The organism is Nonomuraea sp. NPDC050643 (genome assembly GCF_040654715.1).
Taxonomy (GTDB): domain Bacteria; phylum Actinomycetota; class Actinomycetes; order Streptosporangiales; family Streptosporangiaceae; genus Nonomuraea.
Window position 1 is genome coordinate 1 of sequence record NZ_JBFAIM010000035.1, and the last position, 21,001, is coordinate 21,001.

Annotated in this window: 16 protein-coding genes; 9 read left to right on the forward strand and 7 right to left on the reverse strand. The window is 71.7% G+C overall.

Going from position 1 to position 21,001, the window contains the following annotated elements; genetic code table 11:
* From AB0I15_RS36920 to AB0I15_RS36930, 3 genes are all read left to right on the forward strand, one after another.
* Positions 1–1,431, forward strand: a 1,431-nt coding sequence (locus tag AB0I15_RS36920) for a hypothetical protein (RefSeq protein ID WP_358106183.1), incomplete at its 5' end; no start/stop codon positions are given.
* Between the two features lie 117 nt (positions 1,432–1,548).
* Positions 1,549–3,489 (forward strand): beta-N-acetylglucosaminidase domain-containing protein, encoded by a 1,941-nt coding sequence (locus AB0I15_RS36925; RefSeq protein ID WP_358106186.1) that lies wholly within the window; start codon positions 1,549–1,551, stop codon positions 3,487–3,489.
* 242 nt (positions 3,490–3,731) lie between these two features.
* On the forward strand, positions 3,732–4,463 hold the full coding sequence (locus tag AB0I15_RS36930; RefSeq protein WP_358106189.1) for an SDR family oxidoreductase: 732 nt from the start codon (positions 3,732–3,734) through the stop codon (positions 4,461–4,463).
* Positions 4,464–4,576: 113 nt separating this feature from the next.
* On the opposite strand, the gene AB0I15_RS36935 is transcribed toward AB0I15_RS36930, so the two are convergent.
* Both AB0I15_RS36935 and AB0I15_RS36940 read right to left on the reverse strand, forming a co-directional pair.
* The gene (locus AB0I15_RS36935; RefSeq protein ID WP_358106192.1) at positions 4,577–4,912 is read right to left on the reverse strand and encodes a hypothetical protein; all 336 of its coding nucleotides are present in this window, start codon (positions 4,910–4,912) and stop codon (positions 4,577–4,579) included.
* 55 nt (positions 4,913–4,967) lie between these two features.
* Positions 4,968–5,243: a hypothetical protein gene (locus AB0I15_RS36940; protein ID WP_358106195.1), complete on the reverse strand. Its 276-nt coding sequence runs from the start codon at positions 5,241–5,243 to the stop codon at positions 4,968–4,970.
* Positions 5,244–5,644: 401 nt separating this feature from the next.
* Between AB0I15_RS36940 and AB0I15_RS36945 the strand changes: the two genes are divergently transcribed.
* Genes AB0I15_RS36945 through AB0I15_RS36955 form a run of 3 tightly spaced genes read left to right on the forward strand, consistent with a single transcriptional unit; the run spans position 5,645 to position 11,154 of the window.
* Positions 5,645–5,956 (forward strand): hypothetical protein, encoded by a 312-nt coding sequence (locus tag AB0I15_RS36945; RefSeq protein ID WP_358106198.1) that lies wholly within the window; start codon positions 5,645–5,647, stop codon positions 5,954–5,956.
* A 45-nt stretch (positions 5,957–6,001) separates the two neighbouring features.
* Positions 6,002–10,078 carry a zeta toxin family protein gene (locus tag AB0I15_RS36950; RefSeq protein WP_358106201.1) on the forward strand — a complete coding sequence of 1,359 codons (4,077 nt, stop codon included), beginning with the start codon at positions 6,002–6,004 and terminating at the stop codon, positions 10,076–10,078.
* The gene (locus tag AB0I15_RS36955) at positions 10,075–11,154 is read left to right on the forward strand and encodes a hypothetical protein (RefSeq protein ID WP_358106204.1); all 1,080 of its coding nucleotides are present in this window, start codon (positions 10,075–10,077) and stop codon (positions 11,152–11,154) included. Before AB0I15_RS36950 ends, AB0I15_RS36955 begins: the two co-directional genes overlap by 4 nt.
* A 4-nt stretch (positions 11,155–11,158) precedes the next feature.
* Here AB0I15_RS36955 and AB0I15_RS36960 read toward each other — a convergent pair whose 3' ends face one another.
* The 3 genes from AB0I15_RS36960 to AB0I15_RS36970 all read right to left on the reverse strand — a co-directional run bounded on the left by AB0I15_RS36960 (position 11,159) and on the right by AB0I15_RS36970 (position 12,926).
* Positions 11,159–11,962 (reverse strand): zeta toxin family protein, encoded by an 804-nt coding sequence (locus AB0I15_RS36960; RefSeq protein ID WP_358106207.1) that lies wholly within the window; start codon positions 11,960–11,962, stop codon positions 11,159–11,161.
* Positions 11,959–12,429, reverse strand: coding sequence for a hypothetical protein (locus tag AB0I15_RS36965; RefSeq protein ID WP_358106210.1), 471 nt, complete (start codon positions 12,427–12,429; stop codon positions 11,959–11,961). The genes AB0I15_RS36960 and AB0I15_RS36965 overlap by 4 nt, the downstream gene beginning before the upstream one ends.
* A gap of 182 nt (positions 12,430–12,611) precedes the next feature.
* Positions 12,612–12,926, reverse strand: coding sequence for a hypothetical protein (locus AB0I15_RS36970; protein ID WP_358106213.1), 315 nt, complete (start codon positions 12,924–12,926; stop codon positions 12,612–12,614).
* 344 nt (positions 12,927–13,270) lie between these two features.
* Between AB0I15_RS36970 and AB0I15_RS36975 the strand changes: the two genes are divergently transcribed.
* The gene (locus AB0I15_RS36975) at positions 13,271–14,023 is read left to right on the forward strand and encodes an integrase (RefSeq protein WP_358106216.1); all 753 of its coding nucleotides are present in this window, start codon (positions 13,271–13,273) and stop codon (positions 14,021–14,023) included.
* 97 nt (positions 14,024–14,120) lie between these two features.
* Complete coding sequence (locus tag AB0I15_RS36980) at positions 14,121–14,333, forward strand: hypothetical protein (RefSeq protein ID WP_358106219.1); 213 nt, start codon at positions 14,121–14,123, stop codon at positions 14,331–14,333.
* A gap of 19 nt (positions 14,334–14,352) precedes the next feature.
* On the opposite strand, the gene AB0I15_RS36985 is transcribed toward AB0I15_RS36980, so the two are convergent.
* Together AB0I15_RS36985 and AB0I15_RS36990 are read right to left on the reverse strand one after the other, a co-directional pair.
* Positions 14,353–15,594, reverse strand: coding sequence for a serine hydrolase domain-containing protein (locus AB0I15_RS36985; protein WP_358106222.1), 1,242 nt, complete (start codon positions 15,592–15,594; stop codon positions 14,353–14,355).
* A gap of 149 nt (positions 15,595–15,743) precedes the next feature.
* On the reverse strand, positions 15,744–19,772 hold the full coding sequence (locus tag AB0I15_RS36990) for a glycosyl hydrolase 115 family protein (RefSeq protein WP_358106225.1): 4,029 nt from the start codon (positions 19,770–19,772) through the stop codon (positions 15,744–15,746).
* A gap of 203 nt (positions 19,773–19,975) precedes the next feature.
* On the opposite strand from AB0I15_RS36990, the gene AB0I15_RS36995 reads away from it, so the two are divergent.
* Positions 19,976–20,968, forward strand: a complete 993-nt coding sequence (locus AB0I15_RS36995) for a LacI family DNA-binding transcriptional regulator (RefSeq protein ID WP_358106228.1) — start codon at positions 19,976–19,978, stop codon at positions 20,966–20,968.
* The last annotated feature ends 33 nt before the right edge of the window (positions 20,969–21,001 follow it).

Genomic DNA, 21,001 nt, shown 5'->3' on the forward strand with positions numbered 1-21,001 from the left:
CACGACCCCGCGCGGACCCTGGCCCGCGCCGCGGCGCCGCTGCTCGGCCGCTCCCTGCGCTGGGGCGCCTGGGGCCAGGTCCTCGCCCTCGGCCTGACGGCGGCCACGAACGCCGGCGCGGCCGACGACGTGGCCTACTTCGAGGACGAGGAGAAGACGCGCAAGCGCGCCACCGGTCTGCTCCTGGGGCTCGGCGGGGGCGGGCTCGGCGCCGTGGGGGCGATCACGTTCCTGGGCAAGGGCGGATCCGTCTTCAGCGCGCAGACCGCGGCGCTGGCGGCCGTCACCACGGCGGTGGTGACGGCGACCGCCATCATCGGTGTCCACCTCGCCGACCCCGGCGCCGCCCAACCGCCGCCCACGGTCATCACCCCGGTCGCGGCCCAGCCGCGGCTCCCCGTCACCGGCCGCCCGCCGGCCGGCACCGTCCGGCAGAGCCAGGCCGGCCCGGGGCAGGGCGCCGTCCGCGACGACCCGGGGCAGGGCGGCACGCGGGACCAGGGACGCGACCCCCGCGACCCCTCTGACCCCCGTGACCGCGTCACACCGCGTCCCGGGGTCCCCCGGCTGACCCTCTCGGACCACAGCATCGAGAGCGGCGACTCGGTCGACGCGCGCGCCACGGGCTTCGAGCCCGGTGAGAAGGTCACGTTCTCCTGGGCCGGGCCAGGTGGCGGCGGCGATCTCGGCGTCCGGACCGCCGGCGACAAGGGCGTCGCGGTGCTGTCCGACGCCGTCCCCGACGGCATCGCGGCCGGTGAATACACGATCACGGCCCAGGGGAAGGACCCCGGCCGGCGCGGCAGCGCCACGCTCACCGTCCGCGACCGCCCCGCGCCCCAGATCCGGTTCACCCGCGTGCCCTCGTCGGTGGTGGCCGAAGCGGCGTTCGAGGTGGTCGCGACGGGGTTCGACGCCGGCGAGACCGTACGGCTCACGCTCGGGGACACCCTCGTCGCCACGGCCACCGCCGGCGGAAGCGGCGAGGTGACGCTGCGCGGCCAGGCGCCCGCCCACCCGCAGACGTACACCTTGACCGTCACGGGCCGGGACGGCGACCGCTCTGACCGGGAGCAGCTGACCGTCACCCCGAAGCCGCCCCCGGACCTGTCCGGCAATTGGGGTGGATACCTGGACTTCCGGGACCTGGGCGGCGGTTTCTACGAGGGCACCCGGTACGGGTCCGACTGGGTGGAGCCCAACAGCGGTTGCACCTACCCCGCGGGCAGCGCGGAGGTGCACCTGTCCGGGCAGTCGCCGACCTATGAGGGCGAGATCCGCTGGATCTACGGCTCCAACGGCCAGAACTGCGAGTTCGAGTGGGGCGCGGCCACCTTCACACTCAGCGAGGACGGCGACGGCTTGGTGGTGCGTTCGGAGGACCCGCGCAACCCCGGCCAGCGGATGTCCCAGACGCTGCGGCGGAACTGACCCCGGTGGGAGGACCGCCTTTACTCCGGCCCTTGACAGCGGAGAACCCGAAATTAAGGTACGGATCATGAGGTGACATCGTGATCACCTTGCCGGTACGGGCAGGCGGGGAGTCTCGTGAGCGGACGCAGGATCACCTTCACGGCAGGCCTCGCGCTGACCGTGACCCTGAGCGCCATGACGCTCATGCCCGCGTACGCCGCGCGTTCCTCCCTGCCCACGGTGTCGCCGACACCGCAGTCGCTCACCGGCGGCGGTGCGGCGGCCGTGGTCACCCGCCGGACGCTCGTGATCGCCGACGGCCGGACCGACCCCGCCGCCCGCGACCGCCTCGTACGCGAGCTCAGGGCGCACGGCGCCGGCCGGGTGGACATCGTCGCCCCCGGCAGGATCCCCGCGAGCGCGTCCGGCCTGCTCAAGGTGCGTCTCGGTCCCGCGGCACGGCCGGACATCGCGCGGGCGCTCGGCGACACCGCCGTCCCCGACCGGGCCGAGGGGTACGCGCTGCGGGTCACCGGCGGCAGACCCGACCAGATCGCGCTCGGCGGCAGGGACGCCGCCGGCCAGTTCTACGCCGTGCAGACGCTGCGCCAGTTGTTCGTCAGGTCCGGCGGCGGCTGGAAGGTGGCCGGGGTCCAGGTCCGCGACTTCCCGTCGATGCCGCTGCGCGGCACCATCGAAGGCTTCTACGGCGCGCCGTGGACGCACGCCGAACGCCTCGACCAGATGGACTTCCACGGCGACGTCAAGGCCAACACCTACATCTACGCCCCCAAGGACGACCCGTACCATCGTGACAAGTGGCGTGAGCCGTACCCGGCGGACAAGCTCGCCGAGCTGGGCGAACTGGTGGCGCGGGCCGGCGCGAACCATGTCCGCTTCACCTTCGCCCTCTCCCCCGGCGTGTCGATCTGCTACTCCGACCCGGCGGACCGCGCCGTGCTCGAGCAGAAGCTGCAGGCGCTGCACGACCTGGGCGCCCGGGCCTTCTCCATCCCACTGGACGACATCAGCCACACCCGCTGGAACTGCGCCGCGGACGAGACCGCGTACGGCCCCGCCGGGCGCACCGCCGCGGCCAGGGCCCAGGTCGATCTGCTCAACGACCTGCAGCGCGACTTCATCGCCGGCCACGAGGGCGCGCAGCCGCTGCAGATGGTGCCCACCGAGTACGGCGACCTGACCGACACCACGTACAAGCAGACCATCCGGGCATCCCTCGATCCCGCGATCGAGGTGATGTGGACCGGCACCGACACCGTGCCCCCCGAGATCACCAACGCGCAGGCCGAGAAGGCGGCGGAGCTGTTCGGGCGCAAGGTCTTCGTCTGGGACAACTACCCGGTCAACGACTACGGCAACACCAGCGGCCGGCTGCTGCTGGCGCCGTACGACAAGCGTGAGAGGGGGCTGGCCGCGCATCTGTCCGGCATCGTGGCCAATCCGATGAACCAGCCGTACGCGAGCAAGGTCGCGGTCTTCGGCGCCGCCGACTTCACCTGGAACGATCAGGCGTACGACGCGAGGAAGAGCTGGCCGCGCGCGATGGCCTACCTCGCCGGCGGCGACCGGGCGGCCACGGCGGCCCTGCTGGTCTTCGGCGACCTGGAGCACATGGCGCCGACGTTCGGCGGCACGCCCTGGCAGCCCCAGGCGCCCGAGCTCGCCACGCGGGTGGCCGGGTTCTGGCAGGCCTGGGACGCCGGGCGGCGCGCCGCCGCGATCACGGCGCTGCGCCCGTACGCGAACGCCATCGCCGCCGCGCCGGCCACCATCCGGGGCGGATCGGTGCAGCGGGGCTTCGCCGTTGACGCCGCGTCCTGGCTGGACGCCACCGAGCTGTGGGGCAGAGCGATGGTGACCATGCTCGACTCGCTCGACGCCCGGCTGGCCGGGGACGACGCCAAGGCCGCCGCGCTGCTCTCCGAGTCGCGTGACCTGCAGCGGCAGGCCCGCGCCGTCCGGGTCACCCCGCCGCGCAACCGCTGGGGCTCGACCCAGCCCCAGATCGGCGACGGGGTGCTCGACGTCTTCCTGACCGAGGCCGCCACCCGATGAGGTGAACGCTCACGCGGCCGGTGGGCACACCGCCACGGCCGGGCCTGCCCGGCACCGCTACGGCCACCTTGAGGCGGACTCGGCGCTCCCTGGCTGAAGGTCGATGACGCACACTATTGTCGAAGGAATTCGGGTCCGAGCTTCTCACCGCCGCTGATCGACAGGCGCATGCGCCGCTCCACCGTTCGTGCACGTCCCCACCGCGGCCTTTCCCTTTGGCGGCCCTTTCTCCAGGAGCACCAATGAGCACAGTTGCCCTGATCACCGGAGCGGCGAGCGGCATCGGGGCCGCCGTCGCCCGGCGTCTGTCCGCGAGCGGGGTCGCCTGCGTCCTCGTCGATCGCGACGCCGAGAGCGTCGAGCGAGTCGCCAAGGAGGTCGGCGGCGGCTGGGTGGTGGGCGACCTCAGCGCGCAGGAGACCTCGCTGCGGGCCGTCGCGCTCGCCGACGAGCGGTACGGCCGCCTCGACCTCGTCCACCTCAACGCCGGGACCAACGGCGGCATCAGCATGGCGGCCTTCGACGCCGAGCGGTACCGGACGGTGATGGGGGTCAACGTCGATGCCGTCGTCTACGGCGTCGCGGCCGCCCTGCCGCTGCTCAAGCGCTCGGGCGGCGGATCGATCGTGGTCACCTCGTCCCTGGCCGGGCTCGTCGGCTTCGGTATCGACCCGATCTACTCGATGAGCAAGCACGCCACGGTCGGCCTCGTCCGGGCCCTGGTGGACCCGCTGGGCGCGGAGGGTGTCAAGATCGGCGCCGTCTGCCCCGGCTTCACCGACACGCCCCTGGTCGCGCCGGTCAAGGACCTGATGCTCCAGGCCGGGATCCTGATGCTGACGGCCGATGACGTGGCGGCCGCCGTGGAATCGGCCTTCCACGCCGAGTCGTCCGGCACCGTCGTCGTCGTACAACCGGGCATGGAGCCGACGCCGTACAAGCACGCGGCTCTGCCCAGCCCCACCACTGGATGAGTTACCGACGTCCGTGAACCGGTGATCTGGGTCGCCCTTTCGTCACCTGTTCGTCGCCAGGCGGTGCGGCCGCGTCCGCAGCCGCACCCGCCGAGCCGGCCACCGTCACGAAATCACGCTGATCGCCAGCCCTTGGGCAGGTCCGGAGCGTCCTGACCACTGCTCGGTGCCAGGTTCCCGCGAATGAAGAGCGCCCACTCGCGGCCGTTGGTCGCGCAGGCCGAGCGGTCGAACGTCCACCAGCCCTGTGAGGCGCCCCACCTGCGCTGTCCCTCGCAGGTCGACGAGTCCGGATAGAAGTTGTAGATCCACCAGATATCGTCGGCGGTCGCGCTCGCCGCCACCGCCGGTGTGCCGGCCGCCCATGCGGGCGTGCCCAAGGTCAGGCCGCCGCCGACGAGCGCGCCCGCGATGGCGAGCGTCGCCGCGATCTTCTTCGTCCTACGCACTGCTACCTCCTGGTCTCGGCTTTACGTGGTCCTGTCGATCTGTCGTCGCCGGAAGTCACGTCGAGGGGTCGTCGATGTACTGGACCCACAGGTCCCAGCTCTCGCCGACGATCTTCTTGCACGTGTATCCGATCGCGCCGTTGTTGCGGACGTAGTCCCGGCCCGCCTGGGCGCATTGCGAGAAGCTGGGGAAGCGGCCCGACCATTCGTTCCGCTGGGGAATCTGTACGGCGCTCTCCGACTGTGCGCTGCTCTGCTCCGCGAAAACGGGAATCGCTGGAGAAAGCGCCAGAGCGAGACCGGCGACCCCGGCGGCCATGTGCTTTGCCATGCGAATGCGCATACTTCTTCCTTTCACTCCGGGAAGACTGGTTTGCTGGTGGCTCGCCAAACCGTGATATCGACAATCATGCATAATCGACATGTCGTCGCCCTGTCTTCGAACTGTCCTCCGCCGGCGACCGGGAAAGCCTGCAGATTTTTCAAGGAATGTGGCGGAGGCCGGGGAAGGCCCCCGCCCCCGCCGAACCGGGGCGGGGCGCGGCGGAGGACATTTCCAAGATTTGTGAAACGTTCCGGCCTTCGTACCCTTCGCGGTTAGGTTCGCGGCAGGATCCGTTCATGTCGTGGCGAGGGGGTGGGGGCGTCGTCTCCCCTGGAAGCGGACGCGCCGCGGGCCCATGCCGTGGGGCCGATCCGTCTCGAGCGCGTGCGCGGCGGCGGGGACGCGTCGTGACGCTCAGGATCGACCGCCGGCTGGTCGAGGATGGATTGGCGCGCTGGGACGCCATGGCCGCCGGCTTCGACGACGCGGTCGCCGAGGCCGTGGCCCGCATCGAACGGCTGCACGCCGCGGCTCCGTGGGGGGACGACTCGGCGGGCAGGGAGTTCCGCAGGGCGTACACGGAGGGCGACGGCCCCCATCTGGCGATCGCCTGGGCGCGCGCCCAGGCGGCCCGGATGTCCGACAGCGGCGCAGCGGTACGTCAGAGCGTGGACGGTTCGGCGGAGGCGGAGGCCGCGTCGTTCGACAGGAGGGTCTGACAGCTTGACCACAGCCCATCGGCGCGGGGGTGAGCCGGGGCGCGCATGGCCATAGAGACCGGTCCGGGCCGCAACCTCGGCTCCCCCGTCACCGGCACGCCCGCGAGCCAGGGCGACACGATCGGCAGTGACGGGTTCGGCACCGACGTGACCAAGGCGTGGGGCGAGAGCCTGCCGCCGCCGGCCGACATCCTGATCGCGCTGATCTCGTCCGGGCAACTGTGGCCCGAAGGCAGCGAGAGCGGCCAGGCGGCGCTGGCGGTGGCCTTCGAGGACCTGGCGCGGTGCTCGGCGACGGCCGCGCAGGCGTGCGGGCCCGCGGGGGCCAGGATCCTCGAAGGCTGGCAGGGGCCGGCGGCCGAAGCCTTCGGTACGGACGTCGAGCGGTTCGGCTCCGGCGAGTCGGGGCTGGGGGCGCTGGCGCAGGTCGCGCACGCGTACGCGGTGCAGCACGACAACTACGCCCGGGAGACGCAGTACGCCAAGCTGTCCATCAACGCCGGCTTCTGGGTGACGCTGTCGGCGGCCACCGTGGCGGCACTGGCCACGTTCTTCAGCGCGGGCGCCACCACCCCGTTGCTCGGGCCGTACGCCAGGGAGCTGCGCAGGTTCCTCGACCAGATCTTCGAACGGCTGAACGGCGCGGCCGGCGCGCGCTTCGCCGGGACGGCCGCCCCCAGGGCGGCGGCGGTGAACACGGCCCGGCTGAGCGGCCTGGGACAGGGCCAGGGGCTGCTGGCCAGGGCGGTCACCAGCCACGCGCTGCGGGAGGTGCCGGAGGAGGTCGCCGAGGGCCTGGTGATCGACGGCTACGCCCAGGGCCGTCAGCGGGACCTGGGCACGCGCGAGGGGTGGGACGGCAAGCGGACGCTGGCCACCATGCTCGGCGATGCCGGCGGCGCCGTGCTCGCTTCCAGGCTCGCCGGGCCGATGTCCAGGTTCGTGAGCGATGTGCCGGGGATCAAGGCCCTGAACGCGGCGGCCCGGGACGCGCCCGGCATCCTCAACGCCCTGCGCCGCTATCCGGGCCGTGCCCTGGGGGGCGCTCTCACCAACGGGGCGGTGTCGGTGCCGGCGGGGGTGGTGGCCAACGGGCTGGTGTACGGCACATGGAAGTTGCCCTCGGTGGAGGGGGTGCTGGGCGGGATGGCGGCGGGTGCCGGTCGTACGAACACGATCAGCCCGTTCAGCGTCGACGTCCTCGGCGCGATCGCCAATCCTCACGCCGCCCTGGCGACCGCCCACACAACGGCCGCCGCCACGGACGCAGCCCGCACCGGCACCGACACCGACTTGGGCTCCGGCTCCGGCTCCAGCGGCGGCCCGACCACCGGGGCTGCCTCGGCCACACCTGTCACCGCGACCGACCTGGCCACGAACGCGCCGCCGAACCCCGGCACAGGCGTCCCCGCGCCCACGACGCCGACCGTTCCGGGAGCCGTCAGCGGCCCGGAAGCGCCAGCAGGTCCAGGAGCGGCGAGCGCGACGACCGCACCCGCCGCCGCTGCTCCCGGTCTGGCGGCGAACGTTCCACCCGTCACAGCCGGACCAACGACCAACGCCGCTCCTGCGGCTCCGGGAACCCCGGTCACGACCGGCTCCCCCACCACCCCGGCAAACGCTCCCACCAGCACGGCCCCGACCACCGCCGGGGCGGGGGCGGGGACCTGGGCCGGCGCGGGAGGCGGGGCCGGGGCCACAGGCGGGGCCGGAACCGCAAGCGGGCCCGGGCCCGCAGCCGGGGCCGGGGCAGGGGCCGGGGCCGCAGCCGGGGCCGCAGGCGGGGCCGGTATTGGGGCCGGTGGCGGGGTCGCTTTGGGGTCTGGCGCGGTTGCGTCGCAAGTGGCCGGCGGGGGTCAGCCCATTGGCACCTCGCCTGCGCCCACCACCGCGACCCCCGTCTCCCCCGGAGCGCTTGGCGACCTGAATGCCCGTACAGCGCAGGCCGTCCCCGAGCCCCAGTCATCGGCATCGGGAACCCCGCGCCGCGGCGGCGAGCTCGTGCCCTCCCAGGCGGAGCTCGTCCAGGCACTCAGCGGCGCCCCTCCCCCGCCCGCGAACCCGTCGCCGCGACCGGCGCAGACCCCGCCCGAGCCCCCCGTCGACCACCGGCTCACCGGCGAGCAGTTACGGGACATCTTCGAGTTCCGGATCGTCCGGGAGAAGCTGTCCGACGCCAGGCGCTCCCCCACTCCGACGATGATCGTCGTCGGAGGCCAGCCGGGCGCGGGCAAGTCCACCACGATCCGCGGCCTCCACGAGGAATACCAGGACCACGGGGGCGCCATCCGGCTGATCGTCGACGAGTTCAAGGACTTCCACCCCGCGTACGAGCGGCTGCTGGCCTGGAACGACGTGGCGACGAACAACCTCATCCAGCCGATCGCGAAGCAGTGGCAGGCGATGGCGTTCGAGCACGTCATGGCGAAGGGCTACAACGTGATCGTGGAGGCCACCCTGGGCGACCCCCGGGAGGCGGGCGAGTTCATCAGGAGCTTCCAGGAGCGCGGTTACCGGGTGGAGACCGAGTTCGTGGCGGCCGCCGGGGCGCAGAGCCGGCTCTCGGTCCTCACCCGCTATCTGAGCGAGAAGGTCACCCAGGGCGCCGGTCGGTTCGTGCCGGCGGCGGCGCACGACAGCCGGTTCGCCGGGTCGGAGAAGACCGTGGGCCTGCTGGAGTCCGACGACCCGCCGGCGATCGTCAACGCGTTGCACATCCGGCTGCGTACCGGTGAGACGATCTTCTCCAACCGGCGCGGACCCGACGGCGCGTGGCTCGGGCGGACGGGCGCCCAGCAGGCCCTGCGGGCCGAGCGGGAGCGTCCGTGGACCCCGGCCGAACGGACGGACTTCACCCACCGGGTCGAGCGGTTGCGCGCCACGCTGGACCGGCAGCGCGACCAGCACCCCGCCGGCGCCGCGACCTATGACCACCTGGCCCGCGAGGCCGACGCGGTCGAGGCCATGGCGGCGCCGTGGCTGACCCCTCCCGGCCCGGCGGAGACCTCGCTGTCGTTCGAGCGCCGGCTCGGAGAGGCGCTGTACCACGATCCCGCCGCCCGCACCGCCGCCGAGCGCACGGTGGCCAGGCTGTACGACGTTCTCACCGCACTCCATCAGGAGCTCCATCCGGGAACGCCGGCGGCCCGCACCGAGCAGGCGTTCTTCAAGGACGACCCCACCAGCCCCGGCCAGGTCGGCCGCGACCGGATCTCGCTGACCGGCCTGCGCCGGGACGGCAACCTGCGCATGCTGATGACGGCGCTCTACAACGCCGCGTTCTTCAGCCAGGACGCTCTCACCCTCAAGGAGACCCTGTACGAGCTGCGCACACGGCCCGACTGGACGGAGACGGCCACCCGCGCCGGCCTCGACGCCGCCCGGTTGCGCCCCCTCCTGGAGCGTCCGCTGGCCAACTCCAGGGAGATCTTCAAGATCGCCACCATGGGCACGCATTCGCCGGACGCGGCCGCCACCGTGGCGGAGTTCAAGGAGAGCCAGGCCGCGAGGTGGTCACGTACGGTCGAGGAGCTCGACGCCTTCCAGCGGACGCCGCAGGACTTCCTGGACCGCGACATGCCGCTGCACGCGCTGGAACTGGCCGCCGCGCGCCGCCCGCCCGAGCCACCGCAGCCGTCCGGCGCGCCTCCGGAGCCGGCCCCGTCGGCCGGGGTCCGCAACGTCCAGGACGACCCGGCCGCCGAGGACCCCTGGTCGGACCTGCTCGCCCGGCCGGACGACGATCCCGGGCACGACGCGCGGGAGCCGATGAGCTGGGTGCTGGGCACGGCGCGGTACGGCATGCACACCGACCACCCCTGGTACACGACGGTCTCCGCCGAGGCGGGTTTCCCTGTCGTCGCCGGGATCTCCGGCACCGCCACGCGCCTGCACTCCATCTTCCGCTGGATCCGGCCCGAGGGCGTCACCGAGGAGCAGTTCACCCGCGCGCTGCTCGGCTGGATGCTGCCGACGGAGGACCATTCGATCTACGAGATCGTCCGCGGTGTCGAGGTGGCGTCACCGGGGCTGTTCGGCGCTTTCACGGACGTGGCGGAGCTGTACGACCGCCTCACTAGCATGGATCCCACCGCTCGTCAGGGGAGGCAGGAGCCGCGATGAGCCAGCCTTCCTACCGGTTCCCGAGCCTGGTCGCCGACTGTCACACGCTGCTGCTGCGGCTGGCCGGGCGGGTCCCCGACGGCCTGATCGCCGAGGCCAAGGACCGGCTCGTGGCCGAGGACCTGCGTGGCTTGGCCGCGTCGATGGCCATGGCCGTCGTCGAGCGCGACGTCCCCCTGACCGGCCCTGACGCCGACCTGCTGGCGGGCCTGCTGAGCGGCACGGGTGCCGATCACGCCCGGCTCGCCGGGGTGCGGCGGCAGAGCGGCGACCCCGCTCCGGAGTGGGTGTTCGCGCCGGCGCCGCTGCCCGTGCTGCGCGCCCACCGGGAGCGGATCGGCCGCTGCCTGGACCTCACCGACGCGCGGGATCTGGCGCTCGCGGACGGCCTGCGCGACGAGCGGGATCTGGCCCTGATCGGCTTGGTCGCCGACCGGCCGGGGGTTCGTGCGCTGTGGCGGGCCTGGCGGTTCCCGCCCAGTGGTCCGCCGGGGCCGCGCGCCAAGCGCGTCTACCTCGCGGAGGTCGCCGCGGGCACCGATCCAAGCCTGCTCGCGCTCGGCGCGCAGATCGCGCTGAGCGAGCAGGGCGAGGCCGATCCGCAGGTCGAGGTCTACACCGCCGCATCGGGCCCACCGGCCTACCAGCGGGCCGCCCGGGCGCGGTCGTCGCTGCTGTGGTCCCCCGTCCCGCCGCACACCTTCCATCGGGCGAGCGTGTACGACGCCGTGGGCGGCGAGGCGGGCCCCCTTTTCCACACCGATCATCCGCTCGTGACCGACCCGGCCCGGCGTGACCGTCTTCTCGGCTACCTCACGTCGGCGGCGACCGTCCGCGACAATCCGGTCCTCCGCGACGACGCCGTGAACCGCTCCCGCCGCGGCGTCGTTCCCTGGAGCTTCCGTACGGACGGCGTCTGGATCTGGTCGGAAGCCGTCGCCTACTACCTGCGCGAGCACGCGCTGGCCCCGTCCGCGGAGTTCCTCGCCCATCTGGGCGACGCGGGCACCCGGCCGCCGTCGCTGGACACCGTGACCTGGTTCCGGGCCAGGGCTGCGCTGTATCGCACGACGTGAGCGGTCACCGTACCGGCGAGGGCGGCTCCAGCACCTCCCAGTTCCCGTGGCGGCAGTGGTAGCGGACCAACAGGCGGAGCCTCGCGACCGCCTCGGGAACCGCCGTCACCTCCACCTCGACCCGGTAGCCCGCGTCCCGGAAGACCGCCGCGTACGCGTCCACCTCACCGTCCCGGTCCGCGCCGGCCTCGAGCACGACGTCCGCCCGGCGGGCGATGGCCCGTTCGACGGCCAGGGCGCACCACCCCAGGGCGTCGGCCATCACCCGGTCGCCGGCGGCGGCGTCGTCGTGGAGCACGAGATCCCAGCTATAGGGGTGGTAGGCGAGGAACGCCTCGGGATCGATCACCTCCCAGCCGCCGGGCGCGGGCCGGTCCCGCACCACCTGGCGGGCCCGCGTCGTCCTGCCGGAGCCCTGCTCCCCCGCGACGATCACGACGACCGGCGCCGGGCTGGGCGCCGCGACGTCCAGCGCCTCCGGGACGATCGTCTCCGCGAACACGCGGGCGTGCTCACCCGAGGAGAGCCGGTAGGCGTCGGGCGAGGGCCGGGCGACGACCTCGATCGAACCGCCCAGCGCCGCCAGCCGCGCGCCGTGCGCCCTGACGGCCCGGGCCACGGCCGCGTGATCGGCCGGGTCGAGGCCGATGAACTCCCCGCGGTAGCGGCCGCGCAGCGCACGCCACGACGCGTCGGCCGGCGCGGCCCGCTCCCGGGCGGTGCACCAGGCCATGAGGCCGCCGATGATGTCCAGAGCCGACTCGAAGCCGAGCGACTCGTCCCCGTTGGCCGGGCGGGCCGAGGTCATGGCCGGTCGGCGCAGAGCGTGAGCGCGGGGTGGCGGTAGACGATGGCGCGCGGCAGCACGTCAGGCGTCTTGGTCCAGTTGGGAACGTCCTTGCCGCAGACCGAGGCGTCGGCGGCACCCTCCGACACCTTGGTGACCCGGTAGGTGGCCGAGGGCCCGCAGGTCACCTTGGACGCCTTGCCGGTGGGAAAGCCGATCTCCTGGTAGAAGCAGTCACCCTTCTTCGCGTTGAGCGTCAGGCAGAGCTGGCTGCGGGTCCGGCGGCTGGACATCACGACGTAGCCGTTGGTGACGTCGTCGCAGCGGTTCGCCTTCTTGATCACCTTGTAGGTCGCCTGCGGGGTGGTGCACCCGACGATGTGGAAGTCCTCCCGGAGGGTCTTGCCGCCCTTACCGAGCGCTTCGAGGCAGGAGCCGACCTGGGCGTTGCTCGGATCGTCCGCCGCGGCGCAGGCCGTGGCCGTCAAGATCAGAAGCGTACAGGCGAGGCCCGCCGTGAGGCGGGCGACAGGACGGTGGCGATCAGTCGAGGTGCCCATCATGGCACGGCAGCCTAATCAGGTGCTCGGACGCTTCCGCTCATTTACGAAATAGCCGAAGCGTTCGGCGCAGGGGGCCACGTCCCGGGATCGGCAGTGGCCCCCTGACCTCAGGACGGAACGCGCACGCTACGCCCCTGCCCGATGTCCACCGGACCAGCCCCGGGCCTGACCACCCGGACGACGGTGCCCCCGCAGGCGGGCTCCTGATAGACGGCGATCGAAACGTCGGTCCTGTTGGTGATGCTGGTGAAGACGGGTTCGGGAGAGATGCATCCCGGCCTGGGGTTGATGAGAGCGGCGTCGGGGCCACCGGGGAAGTGCAGGATCAAGGATCCCGTCGCGGCGTTGGCGGTCGCCATGTTGGCCGACCATGCCATTCCGGCCAATGCGAGCGTGGCGACGAACATTCTTGCGGGCTTCATGTTGATGCTCCTTATTTTTCTGGCTGTCGGAAATCCAAAAGAGCAAGCCACTACGGTGAAGTCTCACCTCCGTTCCCCGAGCCATCAGCGTCAGTACGAGCTGATCCCTCGCCCAGGGTGAGGACGCGGCCGTCGCTGTGATCAGTGTCAATGACCGCCTATCGCGCGCACAGGTCAGCAACAGGGCATTTACCTGACATTTCGCCGATCGAGACTGCGGCATCCGGTCGACGCGGTGGCATCGAAAAGGCCGGCCCGGTCATATGATCGACGCCTTGATCGGCGGAAGGCGGCGGCAGGGTATGCGGGTGACGATGGCGAGCGCCGCGGCACGGACTGGTCGCGTGAACGAGGACTTCACCGGCGCCGTGCCGATGGCGGCCGTGCTGATCGACGGCGCCGGCATCCCCGGCGCCGAATCGATCTGCTCCCACGGTGTGGCCTGGTACGCCGGCCGCCTGGGAGGCGGCCTCCTCAGCCTCTTGCCGCTCGCGCGGGACCGCGGTCTTCCGGCACTGCTCGCCGAGGCCATCGAGCGGGTGACGGACGATCACCGGGACACCTGCGACGTCGCCGACCCCATCAGCCCGTCGGCGACGGTGGCCATGCTGCGCCTGTCCGGCGGCCTCCTCGAGTATCTGGTGCTCGGCGACTCGTCCCTCGTGCTCGACCGAGCGGACGGCGCGCCGCTCGTCGTCTCCGATCCGCGGGAGGTGATCATCAGCCGGTCGTACGAGCCCGCGCTCGAGGCCGTCGCCAAGGGTGGCGAGGAGTACCGCCGAATCCTCCAGGCATTGCGCGCCAACCGGAACCAGGCGGGCGGCTTCTGGGTGGCCAAGGACGACCCGGGGGCGGCGGACGAGGCGATCACCGGAAGCCGTCCGATCTCCGAGCTGACCGGCGCCGTCCTGCTCAGCAATGGCGCCAGCCGCGTCGTGGACCGGTTCGGGCTCACCGACTGGCCGGGGGTCATGGCCGTCCTGGCGTCGAGCGGGCCCGACGAGATCATCCATCGTGTCCGGCAGGCGGAGGCGCGCGACGCGGTGGCGGCGGACGACGCGACGATCACGTACTGCACCGACCTCGGCGAGGCCTGATCGTCGCCGGCGGAGCTCCGGGCCGGTTGGTCGCTTCCGCCGGCCTGGGTGAGGCGGTTGAGTGACGATCAGTTACCGAGGGTAGCGATAGGGGTGGGTGATCCCGTCGGACGGGCGGCTGGTCGCCGTCGAAGCCCTCGCCGACCGCCACCCCGCCCTGCCGCTCGTCGCCACCCATCGCGACGACGACGTCATCTCCTCCACCCGGCGAACCATCCTCTTCCCCACGGACGGGAACACCTTCACGATCAACGCGGCCGGACTGACCCCCTCCGGGCGGCAGGAGCCCGGCAGGGTCCCGGCCACCTGACCCCGGCCACGGCAGGCGGTCAGTCGTCGAGTGCCTGGTAGAGGGTGGTCCAGAAGTCGTTGATGGCGTTCGCCGAATCGGGGGTGGACATCCCGGTCTGGGTGAGCAGGATGCCGACGAGCCGGTTTTCGGGGTCGGCGTAGACGGTGGTGCCGGCTCCGCCGTCCCAGCCGAACTGGCCGACGGGCGCGTAGTCGCCGCGATAGGTGCGCGCCGCCATGCCGAAGCCCCAGCCGCCGTGCTGCGCCAGGCCGTACCCCATATGGGCCGCGTCGCGGGCCCAGGCTTCCCGGGCGGCCAGTTGCTCGGGCGGGAGACGGTTGGTGGTCATCAGCTCGACGGCGGGCCGGGACAGGATCCGCCGGGACCCGTGCCTCCCGTGGTCGAGCAGCATCCGGAAGTAGGCGTGATAGTCGTCGGCGGTCGAGTCGAGTCCGCCGCCGCCCGAGGCGAACGCCGGAGGCCGGCTGTGGTGTCCCCCTTCGGCCTCGTCCTCCACGGTGAACCGTCCGGTCTGCCCATCGGGGGCGTACAGGGGCGGCAGCCGGTCGATCTTGCCGGCGGGCACGTGGAAACCGGTGTCGGTCATGCCGAGGGGGTCGAAGATGCGTTCGCGCAGGAACGTCTCGAACGGCCGGCCGGCGACCCGGGCCACCAGCACGCCGAGCACGTCGTCGCTGACGTTGTACAGCCACCGCTCGCCGGGCTGGCGCATCAGCGGCAGCGTGCCCAGGCGGCGCATCCACTCATCCGGTCCCGGTTCGGGCAGCAACCAGCCGTCCGCCTGGCCGTACACCCCCTGCTCGAAGAACGCGCTCATCATCGGGGCGGTCCGCGCCGTCATGTCCAGCCCGAGCCCGCACGTGGAGGTGAGCAGGTCTCGTACGGTGATCGGCCGCCGCGCCGGCACGGTGTCGTCCAGCGGGCCGTCGGGCCGCTTCAGCACCTTCCGGTCGGCGAGTTCGGGCAGCCACGGATCCACCGGGTCGTCCAGCCGCAGCCGGCACTCGTCCAGCAGGACCATCGTCGCCGCCACGGCGACCGGCTTGGTCGTCGAGGCCATCCGGAAGATGGTGTCGCGGCGCATCGGCGGCCCACCGTCGTGGCGCATCGTGCCGATCGCCTCGACATGCGTCTCCTCGCCCCGGCTGACCAGCGCGACCAGCCCGGGGATCCTCCCGGACTCGACATGCCGGGTCAGCACCTCGCGCAGTCTGCGCAACCCTGCCGCGGAGAAGCCGCTGTTGCCCGTTCTCATCATGAATTTCCTTCAGCTACTCGGTGGTGCTTACTACTGGTATAAAGTAGCACTGACTACCAGTACATAGCAACGCTGAATAGCCGGCACGTCCGGCCGTCTCGGTCGGTGGTGGGGCAGGAGTCGGTGGTGCTCTGGTCGAGGTCAGAGCGTCAGGAAGCGCTCGCCTTCCGGTCGCTGGGGGTCTGGAAGCCGGTGAAGCCGGGTGTGGCGTCCGTGGTCAGGGCGATCTGGTTGAGCACCAGCCCGGCCTCACGAGGCGCCAGCGAGATCGTGTGCTCGCCGGGTTCGAGCGCCAGTGCGGCCCCGGCGACGCTCGTGCTGCCGTACCAGGTCTCGAACCCGGTCTCCGGCCCGGACTTGCCCGACTGGTATCTCCACTGCCCGTCGACGAGCACGTGGTAGGAGTCGGCGTCGGCGTTCGGGTTGCTCGTGTTGGCGAACAGGTAGTACGTGCCACCGGTCTGGACGTCGACGGTGAAGTCCAGGCGCGGTGGTGCTCCCGCCGCGGAGCCTCCGTTGACCTTCTCCGTCGGGCCGGCCTTGAACAGCGCCTCGGCCTGGGCCGCCGAGGTCGCCAGCCACTGCGCCTTCGCGCCGGCGTCGGCCGGCGGGACGACCTGGAGACCGTTACGAGCCGGCGCCCAGCCGTGGGTCCCGTTGTTGCTCGCGACCGCGTTGGCGGAGGCGCTCTTCTCCAGCGCGTCGGCCGCGTCGAGGACGACCGAACCGTCCCGTTCCAGATAGGCGCCGACCGGCGCCCCCGGGGCCCTGCCCACCGTGACGGGCGCCACCCACGCCTCACCACCGGCGGTGATGGAGAGCTCGGCCGTTCCGGCGCGGCGCCCGGTGACCCGTACCTGACCGCCCTGCACCGCGACCGACACGGCGGTCTCGTTGTCGGACTCCGCGGCCGTCACGTCCCGCACGCCCTCGACCGTGCTCGTCTCCCCCACCGACGTCCGGATCGCGGGCAGCCGGCGGAGCTCGGGCATCGTGCCGGGAGGAGGCGCCACGGTGGCCCTCTGGGGTGCGGCGATGTTGTTCGGGCTCTCGGGCGGCCCGACCAGGCCGTCACCGGCCGCGCCGGCGCGGGTCTCGATGATGATCCGGTCGAAGAGGATCGCCGCGTCCGAGCGGTAGACCACGAGGTCGTGCCACCCGGGTGTGGTCACATCGATGGTGAAGTTCAGGGGTTCGATGCCGTGCATGATGTTGAATCCCCAGGCGCTGGTGCTCGTGCCGGCGACGGAGTTGCCGCGCAGCAGGCCGGGGGTCTGGCCGTCGAGCCCGATCGCCGTGCGCGCGGTTCGCGGCGTGCCGTTGTCCTCGGTGCCTTCGTTCAGCGTCGGAATCCGGTAGAAGGTCCCGGTGAACTTCCCGGTGGAGGTGAAGTGGACCCGGTATTTCAGGCGGGCGGTCGTCTCGAAGCCGGAGTCGACCCGGGGCGCGATCTCCGGGAAACCGCCCATCGAGGCCCCGCGCCGGCCCACGCCCTCAAGGGGGGCCCACCGGCTCCCGTCGGCGCCGGGCAGGTTCTCGGAGAAGTGCTCGGCCTCGAGGGCCACGTACCCGTTGGCCTCCAGGTGCGCACGCTCGGCGACGCGGCGCAGATCCACGGCCGCCCGCGCCGCGTCGACCGTGAACGTCGCGACCGGGTCGCCGGCCTTGGCGCCGCCGGCGGCGTTGAAGACCCGGATCGTCCCCGTCGTGGCCGGATGGTTCTTGGCGACCGTCACCGTGACGCGTTGCTCTGTCGCGGTCGTGCCCGAGCGCCGGGAAAGGGTGATCCACCGGGCGTCCGTCTCGGCGACCCACTTCTGCGGTCTGGCCACGTCGGCCCGGGAGAACACGTCGAAGAACCGCCTGTCGTCGGGCGCGGCCGAGTCGAACGTCAGCGTCCCGCGTCCAGGCTCCTTGCTCCCCTCGGCGGCGGCGCCCACCGCGTCGACCGGGGTGGCCACCCGGGCGTACCGGCCGTTGGTGAGCATGACGGCGCCCTCGTTCGGGAAGCCTTCGGGATGGCTGTGGCCGATGGCGTCGTCCCACTTGCCGTCGCTGATCGTGTTCCAGTGGTCCTCGTCGGCGAAGATGCGCTCGCGGGCCTGCTTGGAGAGCAGTTCGTAGCTTCCCGCGCTGGCGTAGCGGCCTTGGGCGGCGGCGAGCTGGTTCTTCCAGTAGTAGCCGATCTGTTCCGCCATGTTGCGGTAGGACCGGACCCGGTGGAGCACCTGCTGGTAGAAGGCGGAGCGGGAGCGCCGGTCGAGCTTGGCGGAGACGCCCTCGAGAATCGCCACCAGTTCGTTGGACTCGTTGATGTAGCGCTGGAGCTCATCCCCGTCCGAGGTGGCGCTGAACGGGAAGACCTGGCCGTTGTGGATCCTTCCCGAGCTCGCGTTCGAGGAGTTGATCTCCCCCCAGAATTCGGCGCGCTTGGTGTTCTCGAGCGCGTCGAACCTCTCCAGCGCGTCGGTGACCACGGCGGCGCTGTCGCCCCTCAGCCGGAAGTCCCGCTGCACGTGCTCGGTGAGGAACCTGCTCCCGATGTTCGTGTCGTCGTAGCCCTGGACGTCCCAGGCGAGCTTGGCGAACAGGTCGAGCTTGATCTCGCCGGGCTTGATGTCCCCGACGTTGAGGATCCAGTAGCGCCCCGCACCGGAGTTCCACGCCCGGCGTAGCTGCTGCACCATCAAGGACATCGGCGTCGAGTTCAGCCACAGGTAGCTCTTCGGCTCGCCCCAGTAGGAGATGTGGTAATAGACGCCGTTCCCGCCGGACCTCGCGGCCTCGGCCCGGGTGGGCACCTGGCGCAGGTAGCCCTGGTTGTCCTCGGCCCACATCAGGTTCACGTCGTCGGGGATGTGGTTCTTCAGCCCGGCGTTGTACAGATCGTTCATCTCCTTGTAGGGGATGAACACCTGCGGCACGGCGTCGGGCCTGCCGTAGACCTCCGTGATCAGCTTGCGCTGCTCGCGGATGACGTCGGCCAGCATCTCGATCTTGTCCTTGAACCCGTACGGGTTGCCGGGCGTGAACACCGGATCGCTGTCGTGCACGCCGCGGATGCCGAGAGCGAGGATGTTCTCGAAGTCGGCGTTGGCGACCACACGCCGGCGCCAGTACTCCAGGATCGCGGGCTTGTTGATCGAGTAGTCGAAGGCCGCCACGGCGTCGGCGCCCTTGATGTCGAGCGCGTCCTTGTTGCGGTCGTACCACTGCCGCCACTCGCCCTCGTTGTTGCGCAGCATCAGCTCCGCGTGCGAGGAGGAGGCCACCACGCCGTACGCGGCCGCCTCGCGGGCGTTGACCGGTGTCCCGTCGTCGTACGTCCCGGTGTCGGTGACCGCGTTGAACGCCCTCGAGGCCAGGTGCATCGCCGGCCACAGCGTGTTCAGCCTGAGCCGCAGCATCAGCTCGTAGACGTGCCGGTAGTAGTTGACCTCAGGCGTGCCCTTGCCGGTGGGGAACTTCTTCTTCGCCCACGCGACGGTGCGTTCCTCGTCGTTGACGAAGATCCCGCGATACTTGACGTCCGGCCCGTCGTCGACCCGGGCCTTGCCTTCGACCTCGATGTCGTCGCGCCGCCTGACGGGCACGTCGCTGTACCAGTACCACGGGGAGACGCCGATCTCCTCGGAGATCGAGTAGATCCCGTAGATCGTCCCGCGGGCGTCGCTGCCCGCGATCACCAGTGCCCGGCCGACCCCGGGTAACGGGTTCTTGATGGTCTTGGCCGCGTACGCCTCCCACCTGCCCCTGATCCCGGCGGCCTCGTCGAACTTGCCGGCTCCGACGATCTCGTCGATCAGCCGGCTCCGGCCGAGCTGGCCGACGATGATCGCGGTCCGCTGCCCCGCGGCCTCGGTCAGCAGGGCCGGCAGCCTGCTCCGGTCGGCCTTCGCCAGCCGCGCCTCCTTGGCCGGCTCGTCGTCGACGAACAGGCTCTGCACCTCACCGGGATCGATCGCCCCGGTCACCATGGCGACGTCCTGACGCAGGTCTTGGACCGCGCGGCGTACCTGCGTGTAGTCCCGGTCGGCGTGCTCGCCGCCATAGGACGGGTCGATCAGGATCGGAGCGGTCGTGCGACCGTTGAAGATGGTGAAGCCGGTCGATGACGCCTGCGCCGGCGTCACCCCCACCGACGTCAGCAACGCGGCCAGCAGGGTGCCGGTCGTCACAGCCGCGGACCATCGTCTGGCCCGGCCCCGCGATATCGCGCTCGTCGTGCTGCACATCTCGACCTCTTTGTCCGGGCTGCGACACCCCTCGCTCGTCCCGTCCGACACGTCATCGTGTGGCTGGCATGATCGCAAAGTAGGTAGGTCACGACAATTTCTGCAAGGGGTTGCCAGAATTTCCATTCCCGTGGGTAGATGCGTTCGTGGAGCCCACCATCTTTGACGTCGCGCAGGCCGCCGGCGTGGCCGCGTCGACGGTCTCCCGGGCGTTCAACAAGCCCGGCCGGGTCAACGAAGCGACACGGCAGCGGGTGGTCGCCGCCGCCGCGCAGCTCGGCTACCGGCACAGACCGCAGAACCGCGCTCTTTCGGGGCTACGCCACCGCACCATCGCCATGGTGCTCTCCGACATCACCAATCCCCACTTCTTCGAGCTGATCCGCGGCGCGGAGCAGCGCGCGAAGGCGTCCGACGCCACTCTGGTGATCGTCAACGCCGAGGAGTCCCGGCGCATCGAGGAGAACCGGATTCGCGACCTGGCCGCCGGCGTGGACGGGTTCGTGCTGGCCTCCAGCCGGCTCGACGACGAGGTTCTGCGCGACCTCGCCGGACTGCACCAGATCGTCCTGTTCAACCGGGAGCTGCCCGGGTTGACCAGCGTCACGTTCGACACCGTCGCCGGCTGTCACCAGATCCTGGAACACCTGGCCTCGCTCGGGCACCAGGGCTTCACCTACTGCGCCGGGCCGCCCAGCTCCTGGATGGGGGCGGCGCGCTGGGCGGCGCTGAGCTCCGGGGCCGAAGCGCGCGGTCTGACGGCGCACCGGATCGGCCCGTACGCCCCCAACGTCGCCGGCGGCGGGGCCGCCGCCGACGGAGCACTGCGTACCGAGGTGACGGCGGTCGTCGCTCACAACGACCTCCTGGCGATCGGCATCATCCGGCGGCTGGCCCAGCGCGGTGTGCGGGTCCCGGCCGACATGAGCGTGATCGGGTTCGACGACATCTTCGCCGCCGACTTCGTCCATCCCTCGTTGAGCACCCTGGCCGGGCCCGGCTCGCACGCCGGCCGGCTCACGGTCGAGCTGCTGATCGAGCAGCTCGCTGTACGATCACAGCGCGCGGGCGAGGCGATCCGCCTGCCCACCGAGCTGGTGCTCCGCGAGTCCTCGGGCGCGGCGCCACACCGCGCCTGAGCGGCACGGCCGCCGCCGAACCCGCGAGGCGCG